The 14,365-nt window shown below is 46.3% G+C and carries 15 protein-coding genes; 1 reads left to right on the top strand and 14 read right to left on the bottom strand.

What is annotated here, in order from left to right; genetic code table 11:
• Nucleotides 1-7: 7 nt before the first annotated feature.
• The 4 genes from MKX40_RS03150 to MKX40_RS03135 all read right to left on the bottom strand — a co-directional run bounded on the left by MKX40_RS03150 (nt 8) and on the right by MKX40_RS03135 (nt 4,931).
• A complete protein-coding gene (locus MKX40_RS03150; RefSeq protein ID WP_339239386.1) occupies nt 8-1,228 on the bottom strand; it encodes an MFS transporter in 1,221 nt (406 codons plus the stop codon).
• Between the two features lie 229 nt (nt 1,229-1,457).
• Entirely contained in the window at nt 1,458-1,910 is a 453-nt protein-coding gene (locus tag MKX40_RS03145) for a MerR family transcriptional regulator (protein WP_339239385.1), read from the bottom strand.
• Nucleotides 1,911-2,102: 192 nt separating this feature from the next.
• Nucleotides 2,103-2,459, bottom strand: coding sequence for an SdpI family protein (locus MKX40_RS03140; protein WP_339239384.1), 357 nt, complete (start codon nt 2,457-2,459; stop codon nt 2,103-2,105).
• A gap of 126 nt (nt 2,460-2,585) precedes the next feature.
• Complete coding sequence (locus tag MKX40_RS03135; RefSeq protein ID WP_339239383.1) at nt 2,586-4,931, bottom strand: heavy metal translocating P-type ATPase; 2,346 nt, start codon at nt 4,929-4,931, stop codon at nt 2,586-2,588.
• Nucleotides 4,932-5,158: 227 nt separating this feature from the next.
• On the opposite strand from MKX40_RS03135, the gene MKX40_RS03130 reads away from it, so the two are divergent.
• Complete coding sequence (locus MKX40_RS03130; RefSeq protein WP_339239382.1) at nt 5,159-5,530, top strand: metalloregulator ArsR/SmtB family transcription factor; 372 nt, start codon at nt 5,159-5,161, stop codon at nt 5,528-5,530.
• A gap of 151 nt (nt 5,531-5,681) precedes the next feature.
• On the opposite strand, the gene MKX40_RS03125 is transcribed toward MKX40_RS03130, so the two are convergent.
• The 10 genes from MKX40_RS03125 to MKX40_RS03080 all read right to left on the bottom strand — a co-directional run bounded on the left by MKX40_RS03125 (nt 5,682) and on the right by MKX40_RS03080 (nt 14,363).
• Nucleotides 5,682-6,842 carry an AI-2E family transporter gene (locus MKX40_RS03125; RefSeq protein WP_036614215.1) on the bottom strand — a complete coding sequence of 387 codons (1,161 nt, stop codon included), beginning with the start codon at nt 6,840-6,842 and terminating at the stop codon, nt 5,682-5,684.
• A gap of 314 nt (nt 6,843-7,156) precedes the next feature.
• Nucleotides 7,157-8,191: an LLM class flavin-dependent oxidoreductase gene (locus MKX40_RS03120; protein WP_339239381.1), complete on the bottom strand. Its 1,035-nt coding sequence runs from the start codon at nt 8,189-8,191 to the stop codon at nt 7,157-7,159.
• A 159-nt stretch (nt 8,192-8,350) separates the two neighbouring features.
• Complete coding sequence (locus MKX40_RS03115) at nt 8,351-8,662, bottom strand: ArsR family transcriptional regulator (RefSeq protein ID WP_339239380.1); 312 nt, start codon at nt 8,660-8,662, stop codon at nt 8,351-8,353.
• Between the two features lie 114 nt (nt 8,663-8,776).
• A complete protein-coding gene (locus MKX40_RS03110) occupies nt 8,777-9,358 on the bottom strand; it encodes an NAD(P)H-dependent oxidoreductase (RefSeq protein ID WP_339239379.1) in 582 nt (193 codons plus the stop codon).
• A gap of 167 nt (nt 9,359-9,525) precedes the next feature.
• Nucleotides 9,526-9,948 (bottom strand): MarR family transcriptional regulator, encoded by a 423-nt coding sequence (locus MKX40_RS03105; RefSeq protein ID WP_091018819.1) that lies wholly within the window; start codon nt 9,946-9,948, stop codon nt 9,526-9,528.
• A gap of 214 nt (nt 9,949-10,162) precedes the next feature.
• Nucleotides 10,163-10,840, bottom strand: a complete 678-nt coding sequence (locus MKX40_RS03100; RefSeq protein WP_339239378.1) for an NAD(P)H-dependent oxidoreductase — start codon at nt 10,838-10,840, stop codon at nt 10,163-10,165.
• Nucleotides 10,841-11,056: 216 nt separating this feature from the next.
• Entirely contained in the window at nt 11,057-11,515 is a 459-nt protein-coding gene (locus tag MKX40_RS03095) for a DUF523 domain-containing protein (protein ID WP_339242899.1), read from the bottom strand.
• 59 nt (nt 11,516-11,574) lie between these two features.
• On the bottom strand, nt 11,575-12,852 hold the full coding sequence (locus MKX40_RS03090; protein ID WP_339239377.1) for a hypothetical protein: 1,278 nt from the start codon (nt 12,850-12,852) through the stop codon (nt 11,575-11,577).
• On the bottom strand, nt 12,849-13,427 hold the full coding sequence (locus MKX40_RS03085; protein ID WP_339239375.1) for an RNA polymerase sigma factor: 579 nt from the start codon (nt 13,425-13,427) through the stop codon (nt 12,849-12,851). The genes MKX40_RS03090 and MKX40_RS03085 overlap by 4 nt, the downstream gene beginning before the upstream one ends.
• 201 nt (nt 13,428-13,628) lie before the next feature.
• Nucleotides 13,629-14,363: a class I SAM-dependent methyltransferase gene (locus MKX40_RS03080; RefSeq protein ID WP_339239374.1), complete on the bottom strand. Its 735-nt coding sequence runs from the start codon at nt 14,361-14,363 to the stop codon at nt 13,629-13,631.
• Nucleotides 14,364-14,365: the final 2 nt, after the last annotated feature.

Raw genomic sequence — 14,365 nt, 5'->3', positions numbered from 1 at the left:
CTATGAATTAATGAGATGTAATGGCGGAATCGATATCCCGCAGATGACGACGGCGTACTAACAGTACAACGACACCAATGAGAACCATTAATGCGCCAAAATAAAACGGTGTTTCCGGCAGGAACCACTCGGACAATTTACCTGCAAGCCATGGAGCAAGTGCACCACCAAGGAAACGAACGAAGCTGTATGCAGCAGAAGCAACCGAACGCTCCACAGGTGCAGCTTCCATAACAGCCGTTGTAATCAATGTGTTGTTAATCCCAAGGAAGATCCCTGCCACAATGACCGCCACTATAACGGTAGTTGGTGACCCCATCACCGTACCCATGGCCATAACAACCAGATCGATCGCGAACAATGTAAGCATGACACTCATGGACGGCACCGAGCCGAATCGGCGTTGCAGTCTTGGAGCAACAAATACCGACGTAATGGCCAGCATCAGTCCCCAACCAAAGAATACATAACCCAAGCCGTGCTCATCCAGATTCATGACATAAGGTGAATAGGCCATCAAAGTAAAGAAACCAAAGTTATATAGGAAGGCGGTAATCGCCAAAGTTTTCAGTGAAGGATAACTTAATGCTTTGAACGGATCAGACAACGAACTGCGTGTTTTTGGTTTTGCCATTTTGGGCAACATAAATGTAATGCTGATAAACGCAATTGCCATTAGTACAGCCACGCCATAGAACGGGCCACGCCAAGAGATGGAACCCAGCTCACCACCTAGCAGCGGACCAACTGCAATCCCGAGACCGAGTGCTGCTTCATACAAAATAATAGCCTTGGCTGTCCCTGAAGTGGACAGTCCCACAATAGCGGATAACGCTGTTGCGATGAACAAGGCATTACCAAGTCCCCAACCGCCCCGGTATCCGACCAATGCACCTACCGTGTCTGAGGTACCCCCAAGGAAGGAAAAGATAATAATCAACAATATGCCGCTAAGCAGCGTCCATTTCACACCGATCCGGCTGGATACGACACCCGTAATCAGCATCGCTACCCCCGTTACAGCGTTATAGCTGGTGAATAGCAGCGACACCTGGCTTTTGGAAGCATGCAGCTGATCTGCAATTGCCGGCAAAATCGGGTCAACCAGACCCAGACCCATAAAGGATATGATACATGCAAAGGCGACCGCCCATACCGCTCTCGGTTGAGACAGCAAGCCCCCACGAGATGACGGCAATTCGTCCGGTAACGATGGCTCTCTTTTCATACGTAATTCCTCCTGTGAATGATTTATGTGGTGAATTTTTTTATTTGAAAATGTTGCGAAAGACAATGAAAACCCGTGTTCATTTTCAGAATTAGAGGTGACAAAGCGGCACAAATGACACCGGAACATCCGGTGTTTGTACAGGATTGCCACAGTCACTATGGTGCTCACTCCATGTAGCGATTATGTGTATATAAGGTTTTGTATATAACTTTGATTGCCATTCGGGTTACCCGTCTTCATCACGCTGCGGATCGTGTGCCTGTAATTTCTGAATACCGCTCCGAACGCGTTCACGCAGCTCTTCCAATTCAGTCTGTACGGCATGTATGCTCTGAAGTTTCTGCTCAATCAGTTGCAGCTGACCATCTAGTGTTGTTTCCATCGTGTTGAGCTTCTCAATACGCTCTCTCACTTCGGTCGTCTGCTGGTAGTCAAAACGTTGTTCGTTCAGTGCATCTGCTGTTGCCACATAAGTATGTAGCTCCTGAAGAGAGAATCCAAGTACCTCTTTGGCACGAACCACCTTCTTCAGAAAATTGATATCGTCACGAGTGTACAACCGCGTTCCGCCATCTGTCCGCTGAGGTGAAGGCATGACACCAATCTCTTCATAATACCGAATGGTTCGCTTGGTCAAACCGCATTCCTTGGCTACGTCGTCGATTTTATATAAACTCATTTCCCTCACCCCTCTCATGTGTCCGTAATGTTATGTATATAATTATATATAATATTGACGTTAACGTCAACGTTAGATTTCATGCCTGAAGTTTTAGCGAGTTTAACAGCGTGTTCGCTTCTCCAATTACAACAAAAAAAAGACCCGCTTCACTCGCGAGTCTTCCTCTCTACACTATTCATTCAATTTTCCTTATCCGTTCTGCTCATTTTGTTGCTGTTGCGCTCGCTGCATTTGCTTCAAACGACCTTCCACTCTGGTAAACAGTCTGAACGTATAGAACCCTGTAGCAACCAGACTCAGCACCAAAGCTCGTACATCTGTAAGCCAGAAACCGATAATGCCGAATATCGTAATAATCACACCAAATTGCATCATCAGATTGGCGCTATAACTTTGCGCTTCGTCCCACAACTCGGGATTACTCATTGCGCGCGGGGTCCGATATCCATATATTCCGTTAATCATTTTCGGTGGTTTTTTGAACACCATTAACCCCAGAATGAAATAGCACACGCCAATAATGATCCCAACTACTGCTCCTGTCAAAACGTTCTCCCCTTCTCTGTTGTCTTCCATCGACCTGCTTACACTGGCACTTCGATGACAGAATAACCTTAAATATAAAAACGGCTCTACGTATATACGAAGAGCCGCCTGGATCGTTTCGTAAACTTAGATATTCTTCACACGAAGTACACGCATGGCGTTCAGGACAGCCAGTACTGTGACACCGACATCCGAGAATACCGCTTCCCACATGGTGGCAATGCCGAACACACCCAGTAGCAGGAAGATCGCCTTAACCCCCAGAGCAAACGCGATATTTTGCCACACAATCATGCGTGTACGCTTTGCAATGCGGATTGCGCTCGCAAGTTTGGACGGTTCATCGGTCATGATGACCACGTCTGCCGCTTCAATGGCAGCATCTGAACCGAGTCCACCCATCGCTACTCCCACGTCGGCTCGTGCCAGCACAGGTGTATCGTTGATACCATCACCGACAAACACCATTTTTTCCTTCGGAGATTTGGCCGCTTCCAATTGCTCCAGTCGTTCGACTTTATCCTGTGGCAACAATTCAGCATAGACCTCATCCACACCCAGCTCGCGTCCTACCGCTTCACCCACGGCTTTGGCATCTCCTGTCAGCATAACCGTTTTGCGGATGCCAAGCTTCTTCAGCGCCTGAATAGCAGCTGCTGCATCGTCCTTCACCTCATCAGCAATGATCAGATGACCAACATATGTGCCAGCTTCAGCAACATGCACTATCGTTCCGGCCGTCTCTGGTGTGGTATAGGATATACCAGCCTGCTTCATTAATTTAGCGTTGCCTGCCAGCACTTCCCTACCATCCACGCTCACCTTGATCCCGTGTCCGGCAACTTCATCATAACCTTCCACACCTTGTGTAGGAATCGCTTTGGCCCAAGCTGCGCGAATGGATTCGGCAATCGGATGATTGGAATTTGCTTCGGCAATGGCTGCCAGCTTCATTAGTTCTTCTTCCGTGCGTTCGCCTTCGGGACGAATGGCTGTTACTTTGAATACACCTTTGGTTAGGGTACCCGTTTTATCAAAAACGACAACTTTCACATCGTTTAATGCTTCAAGATAGTTACTGCCTTTGACAAGAATCCCGTTACGTGAAGCCGCTCCGATACCACCGAAGAATCCAAGTGGAATAGATACCACCAGCGCACAAGGGCATGAGATGACCAGGAAGACCAATGCACGATAGATCCAGTCCGCAAATGTTGCACCACTGAGTATCAACGGCGGAACAAATGCAATCAGGGCTGCAAGGATCACAACAACCGGGGTGTAATAACGGGCGAATTTACTAATAAAATGCTCTGTTTTGGCCTTCCGGCTACTCGCGTTCTGCACCAGATCCAAAATTTTGGATACCGTTGATTCACCAAACGTTTTGGTTACTTCAATGGTCAACATCCCGTTTTTGTTTACAAATCCACTAAGTGCATCACTTCCGGGCTCCAGCTCACGAGGTACTGACTCACCTGTCAGGGCAGAAGTGTCCACCATGGAACGCCCAGCTTGAACGATACCATCCAGCGGTACTCGCTCTCCTGCCTTCACGACAATACGATCACCGATCCGAACGTCTTCCGGAGATACCCGCCGTGTCTCGTCACCCGAACCCGTCAGGATATTCGCGTAGTCCGGGCGAATGTCCATCAGGGACTGAATGGACTTGCGTGACCGATTAACCGCCATGCCCTGAAACAGCTCTCCGAGCTGATAGAAGAGCATGACTGCTACCCCTTCCGGATACTCTCCAATGGCAAAGGCACCCAAGGTAGCGACGGACATGAGGAAGTATTCATCGAACACCTGACCGCGGATGATGTTTTTGGACGCCTGGAGCACGATATCTCCCCCGGCAATCAGATAAGCAAGCGCATATAGAGTGAACTGTGCCCATCCCTCCAGCGGTGACCAGATCGCAGCTGCGAGCAACACAGAACCGGCAGTAAGACGAGCAAGCAATATTTTGGTCTGACCTGCACCATGTTCATGTGAATGGCCTACATGAGCATCGTGATCATGGGTATGGCTGTGATCGTGATTATGCTCAGCATGACTTCCGTGATCGTGTGCGTGGCCCTGCGGATCTCCATGATCATGAGTATGCGAGTGATCGCCATGTGTATGTGAATGTCCATGATCATGTCCGGCATGGTCATGACTGTGTTTGTGTGAACCAGCCAAACTCCCTGCATGAGTCTGTACATGTCCGTTTACTTGTTTTCCTTTTTCCGAGATACGAATATGAGGCTCCAGCCGAAGCACTTTGCGCTTCGCTTCTTCCACTACTTGTTCATCCATATCGGAGGTGGTGTGTAACGATAATGTTTTGGTAACAAAATTGACGGAGCATTCGTTAATGCCCTTAATTTTTTTAACGCCGTTCTCGATCTTTAATGCGCAGTTCGCACAGTCCAATCCATCAAGCAGCAGTTCCCTTTTCACCTGTTCCTGTCCGGTTCCCATGTGAATTCTCCCCTTTGCAGTACAAAAACAATGTTATCCTCCAACTACATTCAATATATGAGCATTCATTCATATGTTTAATTACCCCTATTATATGCACGCCCAAACATGAGTGTCAACATCCGTTGTTGATTTTTCATACAGATTATGCTAATAGTAATCATTTCGCTTTAGGCCGTTTTTGGATATAATAGAGCTATAGTTGTTAACATAGGCGGTGATATGAAATGGAACAACCGGTTAAAGCACCAAGCGAATGTGATGCAACCTGCTCGGGTACTGAAGCGGATGTGCAGACGATTCGCACTTCACTCATAGATCGGGATACCTCTTCCGAGATGGCAGATTGGTTCAAGGCATTCAGCGACCCGACACGGCTACGTATTATTGATGCGCTGTTACAGAAGGAATTATGTGTGCATGACCTGACGGTTCTGCTCGACATGGGACAGTCGGCCATTTCACACCAGTTGCGTTCACTCCGCAATATGCGGATCGTCAAGCGGCGCAAGGAAGGCAAGACCGTGTACTACTCTCTGGATGATACTCATATTGAGCAGATTTTCCTGCAAACGCTCCAGCATATTAAACACAGCTAGGCAGCCGCCAAGCTGGTCCATGAAGAAGAACCCCCGCCTCTCGGCTATATGCCGATGGACGGGGGTTCTTCTTGGTAAGGGTACCGTTTTGTACAGAATACAAAGTAACTATGCTTTCGGATTACCGATCAGTTGGAGCTTGCCACTTCGGTTACAACAGATTGTTCTTGTTTGGATCGTACAGGCCGGATCTGTCCTTGAACCAGTTAAAGATATGCGATACACATACTTTCAGCACCGCGTATCCTGGAACAGCGAGCAGAATGCCTACGACTCCGAACAGATTACCCGAAGTCAGGATGACAAAGATAATCGTGATGGGATGGATCTTCAACGTTTTACCCATGATCTGTGGTGAGATGAATTTACCTTCGATTAACTGCACAATCGTCCATACCGCAACCATCTTCAGCAGCATCACCGGCGAAGTGACGAGTGCCACGATCAACGCAGGTGTAATGGCAATTGCAGGTCCCAAGTACGGAACAACACTTGTAAACGATGCGATTATTGCAAGAATCAGTGCATAATCCAGACCAATGACCATATATCCGATGTAGAGCAGAATACCGATGCAGAAGCTGACGATAATCTGTCCACGGATGAATGAACTGATCTGGTGATTGATGTCTTCCAGCACATGCATGGCGCCTGTACGGCTCTTGATTGGCAGGAAAGACAGAATTTTTGCCGGCAGCTTCTTGCCGTCTTTCAGCAGATAGAACAGGATGAACGGGACAGTTACGATGGACAGCACGGTCTCCGTGAAAGCTCCGAGGAATCCGCCCAACTTGGTCCAGGTCGAGTTCAGAATTTCAGTGGCCTTTTGGGAGATGGTTCCCCACCAATCCTGAGAATTCAAATTCACCGTCTCCTGGAACTGACCGAACAGTTTACTGCCCGTAAGCTCCTCAAACTGCTGTTTTACCGTCTCACTGTACGTTGGGAAATTTTCAATCAGCCCCACAATCTGGTTACGCACAACCGGAATGACCGCCAACACGACGACTGTCAGAATGCCTCCTATTGCAAGATACAGGATCAGAATGGACCAGCCGCGCTTGATTTTCCATCTCTCCATCACATCCACAATCGGATTCAGCAGATAGTAGAGTATGCCTGACAGAATGATAGGTAACACAATGGTTTTGATGAGTACTGCGAGCGGATGAAGAACAAAGGATACTTTGGTCAGAACCATGACGTTCAGTCCCACTAACAGCAGAATTAGCAGAAATAGGACAAACTTGTTGTTAAGAAAAAATCGCTTGAACCGCTCCGGCCAAACGCGGGGTTGCTCAGGTTGCTCCATAGGCGTGTCGTCCTCTCATATGTATCCTTAATCAAAACAAGCTGTAAATCTGATAAATGTCCCTTGCCTGAAAAAAATAAAGTCCCTTGTACAAGCCAACATATGTATAACTCTCTGGATTTATACGTATGGCGCTGATTAACCGTTTCAAATTAAACCGGTAAAGTCATTTTACCCCATAATGAGTCTTCTGCCCCACATGAATTATTTGAAAATTTTCCCTATTCAAAAACGGTCCGCCTCACTGGGAGACGAACCGTAAATTTGGATCTATAGCTTACTGTTAAGCCAGCTTTTATGGTGAAAATTTAAGATTAGGCTTTTCCCGCCAATTGTGCAATTAACTCATAGGAATGCAGACGCGCCTTATGATCATAGATCATCGACGTAATAATCAGCTCATCTGCCTGCGTCTGCCGAATGAAGGATTCCAGCTGTCCACGAACGGTTTCTGGGGAACCATTAACAGCGGCCTTCAGCGTCTGCTCCACACCAGCTTTCTCACGGTCCGTCCACTTGCCTTCCATCTCAGCCGGAGGCTGTACCAATCCCGTTGTGCCGCGAATAATGTTCAGGAACTGCTGTTGCATCGTTGTACCCAGCCATGCTGCTTCCTCATCTGTATCCGCAACAACAGCGTTGACCCCAACAATCACATGTGGTTCCTTCAAGTGATCAGATGGTTGGAAATTGTTTCGATACGTTTCCAGTGCAATCCGGGTGTAATCGGGCGAGAAGTGACTGGCAAAAGCAAACGGCAATCCCAGCTGACCTGCCAGACGTGCGCTGAAATCACTGGACCCGAGCAGATAGATTGGAATATTCAATCCTTCTCCAGGAACTGCGCGAACAGGCGCATGATAAGATGTCGCCGAAGCATCAAAGTATGCTCTGAGCTCTGCGAGCAGCTCCGGGAAATCTTCCCCGCTATTCAGATCTTTGCGTAGCGCAAGCGATGTCCGGCGATCACTGCCTGGTGCACGTCCCAGTCCCAAGTCAATTCTGCCAGGATACAAGGATTCCAGTGTACCGAACTGCTCAGCGATGACAAGCGGTGCATGGTTGGGCAACATGATACCTCCTGAACCCAGACGAATCGTTTTGGTTCCACCAGCCAGATATCCAATAACGACCGAGGTTGCAGAAGAAGCAATACCTTGCATGTTGTGATGTTCTGCTACCCAGTAACGGTGATATCCCCAACGCTCAGCATGCTGTGCCAGATCCAGACTGTTGCGCAAGGCATCGGCTGGTGTTGCGCCTACAACAACTGGAGCCAAATCAAGGATGGAAAGCTTAACGTCTTGGATATGTTCTTTATGAGATGAAGCTGTATTTTCTGTAGTCATTATCGTTTAATCCCCTCGATGATTATATTTTTGTATATCCAGATATATAGATTAATTAAATCGCAACTGGATGTAGTGATGTGATACTGAACTAGCCGTTTACATCCGGACGGAATCCCTGCCTGCATGTGCATCCTAGTTTCCGTTCCGGCATCCGGCTTATAACTCGTTCTGCACGTACTCGGCAAACTGACGGATCGTCTCTTCGTTGCGCCGATAATACGTCCATTGTCCTCTTCGCTCGGAGAGCAGTAACCCTGCCTTGAGCATGGTCAGCAGATAACTGGATATAACCGACTGAGCCAGTCCAGCCTTCAGTTGAATCGTGCCGACACAGATTCCGTTTTTGCCCCCATCCGGATGCTGGGACAGTTCCAGCGGTGAAAAGTGTTGCTCCGGGCTTTTGAGCCACAACAGGATTTGTCTACGTGTCTCGTTCGATAATGCTTTGAATATAAGTATAGGTTCCATGGGTACGATTATACCCCCTTTCAGGCATTTTGCAAACACATGAACAAACAAACCGACTCATGATCGAGTCGGTCTGGTATCATATGGAATTCCTATAGAGAACCAAAATCTATATTAGAATTTGGTCGTTACCGTCTGTTTAACCTGATCCAACATGGCTTGATATGCAAGTGCATCCAGGTATCCAATACTACCGAAGAGCAGATGATCTACGGCTTCAATGCCTACAAAATCGAAGATACCTACGTCCGAAGTTATTTTCAATCCAGCAGTCATGCCAATCTGATCATAAATTTCACTTGGTGTACCATGTGTGTTGATGATGAGTCCTTTTTTGCCTGTCAGCAATTTCTCGATACCCGCTTCACCCGCTGCATATGCAAAACCATAGGCGAATACACGGTCAACATATCCTTTCATAATGGCAGGAAGTCCTGTCCACCAGATCGGATAGATGAATGTAATGGCTTCTGCGTCGGTAACATACTGTTGCTCTGTCGCGATATCCTGTGGTGTCTGTCCTGCGCGCATGGAAGCTGTATCGGCTTCAGTCAGTACGGGTTGGAATCCAAGCTTATACAAGTCACGAACAACCACTTCATGGCCTTGAGCTTCGAGAGCTTCTACAGCAGTATTGAGGATTGCGTTATTAAAGCTGTCTGTGTGCGGGTGAGCATATACGATAAGATGTTTCATAGTGTGAATCCCTCCAGGTTTGGTTTGAGTTAGGTTTCGAAAATGGGGTTACATTGATACGTTCCCGAATACATAGATATCTATGTATATGGGTAAAAAATATTAGGGCTCCTCTGCCTCCATCCCAGTCAAATCTGGAAAGGGTTGCAGACAGAAGAGTTCATTCATTATAACTTTCGGACAATAATGGACAGCAAACTCTCCAATTGCTCCGACTGTTCATCGGACAGGCCACTATAGATGATGTCATTAATCTGCTCGGATACCTGATGGAAGATCGGTTCGAGCCGCTTCCCCTGCTCAGTGAGGCGAATCATCGTCACCCGGCTATCTTCGGCACTCTTGCTGCGTTCAACATAACCGAGCTTCTCCAGCTTGTTGACCAGTACCGTTACCGTTGGTTGCGTGCGTTGAACACGTTCTGCCAACATCTTGATTGACAGCGTCTCTTCACGGTACAAGAACATCAATACATCCCCATGAGAAGGTACAATGCCTGTCACTTCATGCTGTTCCAATTCGTGAACAATCCGTTTGTTGACATGATCTCTGATTCTTGCAATCAGTGCAATTGCGTTGTATTTTGGCATGACCTCATTATACATAGACATCTATGTATGTTCAAGTTCTTTTTTATCTAAAAACAAAAAAGCCCGATAGTTTCCATCCTTGTACCTGTGGAAACTATCGGGCTGTTTCGATCCTGTTTTGTTTTTCTGATCCTCTATACTATAATGTTAGATCTTGATCTTAAACCTTGATATTAGATCATCGTTCCTTGACTCATGTTGAATTTTGCTGAATTCAGTTAATCCATTGGGAGATTTTCTCAACCGATTGTCGGGACTTTTCACGCGTGGGCTCCTCTACCCGATAACCGAAGGCTGCCATCACCGAGACGTCCCATGCACCATTCTCCAGCAAACCCTCTTCTTCCATAATTCGATGGACATCGTCACGACTGAAACCTTCGATCGGACAAGAATCAATCTCGATTTGAGCTGCCGCCGTCATCATGTTGCCAAGTGCAATATACGTCTGTTTGGATGCCCAGTCGAATAATGATCGTGGATTATCCAGAATTCTCTGGTTATTTTGGAACTTTCCATAAGCCTGACTTGTTAGCTCAAATACGTCCTCCGGCATTCCTTTTGTTTCCTTCAACATGTATTCCGCATAGGGAGAATTATAACTGGCATCGGACCGGGCCAAAATAACAACAAAATGGCTTGCTGTTGCCAATTGCTTTTGAGCGCCGGAAGAAACTTCGGACAGACGCTTGCGCAGGTTCGGATTTTGTACAATCAGAAATTTCCACGGTTCAAGTCCAATGGAACTTGGAGATAATCTGCCGGTTTCCAATATAAATTGGAAATCCTCATCCGAAATTTTGCGGGTATCATCAAAGATCTTCGTTGCATGCCGGAAATGATAAGCCTTTAAGATGTCTTCCTTTTTCTTTGACTTTGCTGTAACTTCCATGGAGCTCCACGTCCTTTTTTATATTTTTATGTTGAATCGTTATTCTCTAATTTTGGATTTGCTTAAGTATTAGTTTAGAATCTATATCCTAAAATGAAAAGTAAGCACATTATTGTTCCTAAGTTTCTAAAAGTAACTATTGTGTCCTAACAAGGAAAATAGCCGTTGCTGGATCATATATCTTCTCCCCAGACGGCATATTTTCACACATGAAGTTTACAGTTGCTCCATAAATTCATTTTCAGAAATGACGGTATATCCTTCTTGTCTCAGCAATGCTGAGGTGACACCCTCTCCAGCTACCTTGTGGTTGGCAAAATTCCCATCATAGATCATCTGTGTACCACAGGACGGACTGAACTCCTTCAATACCACACATGACACATTCAATTTTCGCGCCCAATCGAGCGTCTGATAGGCTCCCTTGATATACAGGTCCGTGACGTCCTTGCCACTTTTCTCGATCACTTTTGCAATGCCTGCCAGTACGTCCTTGCCTGTTCCACCGATAATTTCAGCCGGTTCCCGTGGAGTGGAGAATCCGCCAAGTAACTCCGGACACACCATCTTCGCCTGCTCCTGCTCCACAAGCTCCTGAATCTTCTCATCCAGGCTCGCTGTTCCATTGTAACGGCAAGCTATCCCCGCCAGACAAGAACTCACCAAATATTTCATCATTATCTCCTTGTGTTCATTCTATTGATGAACTAAATTGTAACATGTAAGATCAAGCTCTATAACTCGCCTCTGGTGATCATCGTAATTTTTACATCTTCATTGTAGCGAACCCGTATAACATCTTTCGGCGACTCTAGTTTAAATATGGCAATCCCCGGATTATCAACTTCCCTATGAAGAGTGTATCCTTGGAGGTTAACGTTAAATACCTCTTTAATCATCGCCCCTACCTGCTCCCTGAGGATAGACTCCTTTACGTCATAAATCTCCTGATGATACGCTTCTACTTCGTCCCAATTAGTAAAATCATTTCGATATAAATTCTCCCCAATTACAGAGTAAACTTTAGTTTCTTCTCCTACAATCATTTGAACTAAATAATGATCATTGAAACTAAGATTAATTACATCTCTCCCAATTTCATCATCTTTGGTACGACTTACCCCCCTAAGTTTTAGAGAAGTTTCACCGAATACTGCCTTAACGGCATCCTCCGCATCTGCCAGCACTGCCTGAGATACCTGATCAGGACTAAGCTCGCCTGTAATCGAGATAGCCTGATCCTGTTGCCATACAATCTCCCCATAATTACTCTCATTCACTAATGTTAATGTCGTATGTGATATCGGCTCCAACTCCCCTTGCTTCATACTCACATAACGTTGAACGGATACAGGTTTAAGCGTTGGAGTGCTGCCTATACTTTGCAAAAGCGATGGAACTTGACGCAGGTAACGGTGCTCCAGCTCGCTTGGCTGCATCTCTCGTCTCATTCCTACTTCACGCAGATTGCCTGTTGTCGCATCTAGCCATATCTGCGCATACTCCTTCTCACTTTCATGTCCAGCCTCTACATATATTCTGCCGGACACAGGCAAATCTTCCACTTTCGTAATCTTCAGCTGTTTACCCAGATCATCTCGCATCGTAGTCGCAACATTTCTTTTCATTTTGTCGGTCAGCAGATTTGTGTTCAAACCATCGGATAACTGTAATGCTGCTGTCGGATAGACCTGCTCGATCACAGGTTTCACCAGTTTTCCCTCATCCCAGCTCCATAGGAACAATCCAGCGGCAATAACCAAAGCACTCATGCCTGCAGCAAGGGGCCCTCTTCTAAGGCGACGCTTGAGTGACACGTTGTCTACTTGCGGTCTAAACGGTCTGGGCGACCTATAACTTTGCTCCGAGTCATTTCCCAGACTACCTTCTTCAGACTTCTTCATCAACTCCACCTGTTGAAGCACATTTCGCTTGTGATCCGCTGTAAAAGGAGACGATGCAAACGGTCCCTTTCGGATCTCCTTTTCCCATTGCTCATCCTTGTGTTTCATTCGCTTCGCTCCTCCCATTGTTTCCGTACCTTATCCTTACCTCGGGATAGTCTGGATTTTACTGTGCCTGAGCTGATTTTCAACATCTCTGCAATCTCACTTGTCGTAAGCTCATACTTCAGATTCAGCAAAAGAATCTCCCTGAACTTCTTCGGCAAAGCCAGAACAATATCCCAGATTTCATGGACATGCTCCTTACGCATCACTTCCATCTCAGCCGAAGGATGTGTAGGCTGCTCTGCAATCATGACTCTTTGGCTCGAACCCACACACTCTGTCTCCATGGGTAAGGTCTCTCCCCACAGACTGCTACGAAAAAATTTAGATTTTCGATATGTAAAAGTCGTGTTTCTAGTAATCGTCAACAGCCATGTTTTTAGTGAGCACTCTCCGCGATAATGAGCAACCCCCGAGTACGCCCGAATAAAAACTTCCTGTGACAATTCATCTGCCTGTTCGGCACTTTTGGTCAGAAAATAAGCGTAATTCCACACGTCGTTTCCGTAGACATCCATCATGCTGCTAAGTGTGTAATTGTCGATGGTCTGAGCCTGTGCCAGAAATTGATAATCCAACTGTTGTTCACCTCACTTAATATGACTGGATCAATTGTGGTTTGGTTCCCTGTTTTGAACATTATTTCTTATTATTGTAGCAAAATAAAAAACAGCGTGTTCAATATCACTGAACACACCGATTTATTCAAGTAGTTCCGGTCATTTGAATGACCGATCAACTTTCTGATCGCTGTTACTATCAAATTTCTCCTTACTCCTTCATACTTTAACCGAAGCAATCATCAGAAACATCGGTCTCCGATTCTCGTCTCTCATCCCAGGAACCTGTTCAATCATTTCCGGTGATGGTTTGGACTCAGCCACCTTTTGAATGGCAAACCCGGCCTTAATAAGTTCATTGATATGTGTTGCCAGTGTACGATGATATTTAACCACATCCTGATTCAGAAAGTTCGCCACACGCCTGCCTTCATCATGGTAATCATCCACGGGCCAGTGAAGAATCTCACCTTCGGGTCCGTAATGCCAATCCTGCGCCGCACGAGCGGTGAAGATGGGATGTTCAGAGGAAAGGACAAACGTGCCACCTTGAACAAGACAGTCATTGATTTTGGCATACACCGTGTCTAACTGTTCAATATAATGCAAAGCCAGCGAACTGATCACAACGTCGAATTGTCCCGGTGCAAAATCAATATCTTCAATCGCCAGCTGCTCGTACTGGATCTGTGGATCGTCCGTCATCTCACGAGCACGTTGGAGCATATTCTCAGACAAATCTACACCAATTACTGAACTCGCTTGTTGCTCGCGTGCATACCGGCAATGCCAACCAAAACCACATCCCAAATCCAGCACACGCTTGTCTTTCAAATCCGGCAGAAGGGTCTGCAGTTCATGCCACTCTCCAGCAGCCTCCAGCCCTTGAACAGAACGAGCCATCTTACTGTAGTTATCAAAAAATTCCGATTCATCGTATTTATTTTGTTTCATCA

This window comes from Paenibacillus sp. FSL R5-0517 (assembly GCF_037974355.1).
In the GTDB taxonomy this organism is placed as follows: Bacteria; Bacillota; Bacilli; order Paenibacillales; family Paenibacillaceae; genus Paenibacillus.
This window is presented reverse-complemented; position numbering and strand designations above follow the sequence as displayed.

What these genes read in the sequence shown, in the direction of transcription:
- MKX40_RS03150 (WP_339239386.1), bottom strand. Translation starts at nt 1,228, where the DNA reads ATGAAAAGAGAGCCATCGTTACCGGACGAATTGCCGTCATCTCGTGGG.
- MKX40_RS03145 (WP_339239385.1), bottom strand. Translation starts at nt 1,910, where the DNA reads ATGAGTTTATATAAAATCGACGACGTAGCCAAGGAATGCGGTTTGACC.
- MKX40_RS03135 (WP_339239383.1), bottom strand. Translation starts at nt 4,931, where the DNA reads ATGGGAACCGGACAGGAACAGGTGAAAAGGGAACTGCTGCTTGATGGA.
- MKX40_RS03130 (WP_339239382.1), top strand. Translation starts at nt 5,159, where the DNA reads ATGGAACAACCGGTTAAAGCACCAAGCGAATGTGATGCAACCTGCTCG.
- MKX40_RS03125 (WP_036614215.1), bottom strand. Translation starts at nt 6,842, where the DNA reads ATGGAGCAACCTGAGCAACCCCGCGTTTGGCCGGAGCGGTTCAAGCGA.
- MKX40_RS03120 (WP_339239381.1), bottom strand. Translation starts at nt 8,191, where the DNA reads ATGACTACAGAAAATACAGCTTCATCTCATAAAGAACATATCCAAGAC.
- MKX40_RS03115 (WP_339239380.1), bottom strand. Translation starts at nt 8,662, where the DNA reads ATGGAACCTATACTTATATTCAAAGCATTATCGAACGAGACACGTAGA.
- MKX40_RS03110 (WP_339239379.1), bottom strand. Translation starts at nt 9,358, where the DNA reads ATGAAACATCTTATCGTATATGCTCACCCGCACACAGACAGCTTTAAT.
- MKX40_RS03105 (WP_091018819.1), bottom strand. Translation starts at nt 9,948, where the DNA reads ATGCCAAAATACAACGCAATTGCACTGATTGCAAGAATCAGAGATCAT.
- MKX40_RS03100 (WP_339239378.1), bottom strand. Translation starts at nt 10,840, where the DNA reads ATGGAAGTTACAGCAAAGTCAAAGAAAAAGGAAGACATCTTAAAGGCT.
- MKX40_RS03095 (WP_339242899.1), bottom strand. Translation starts at nt 11,515, where the DNA reads ATGAAATATTTGGTGAGTTCTTGTCTGGCGGGGATAGCTTGCCGTTAC.
- MKX40_RS03090 (WP_339239377.1), bottom strand. Translation starts at nt 12,852, where the DNA reads ATGAAACACAAGGATGAGCAATGGGAAAAGGAGATCCGAAAGGGACCG.
- MKX40_RS03080 (WP_339239374.1), bottom strand. Translation starts at nt 14,363, where the DNA reads ATGAAACAAAATAAATACGATGAATCGGAATTTTTTGATAACTACAGT.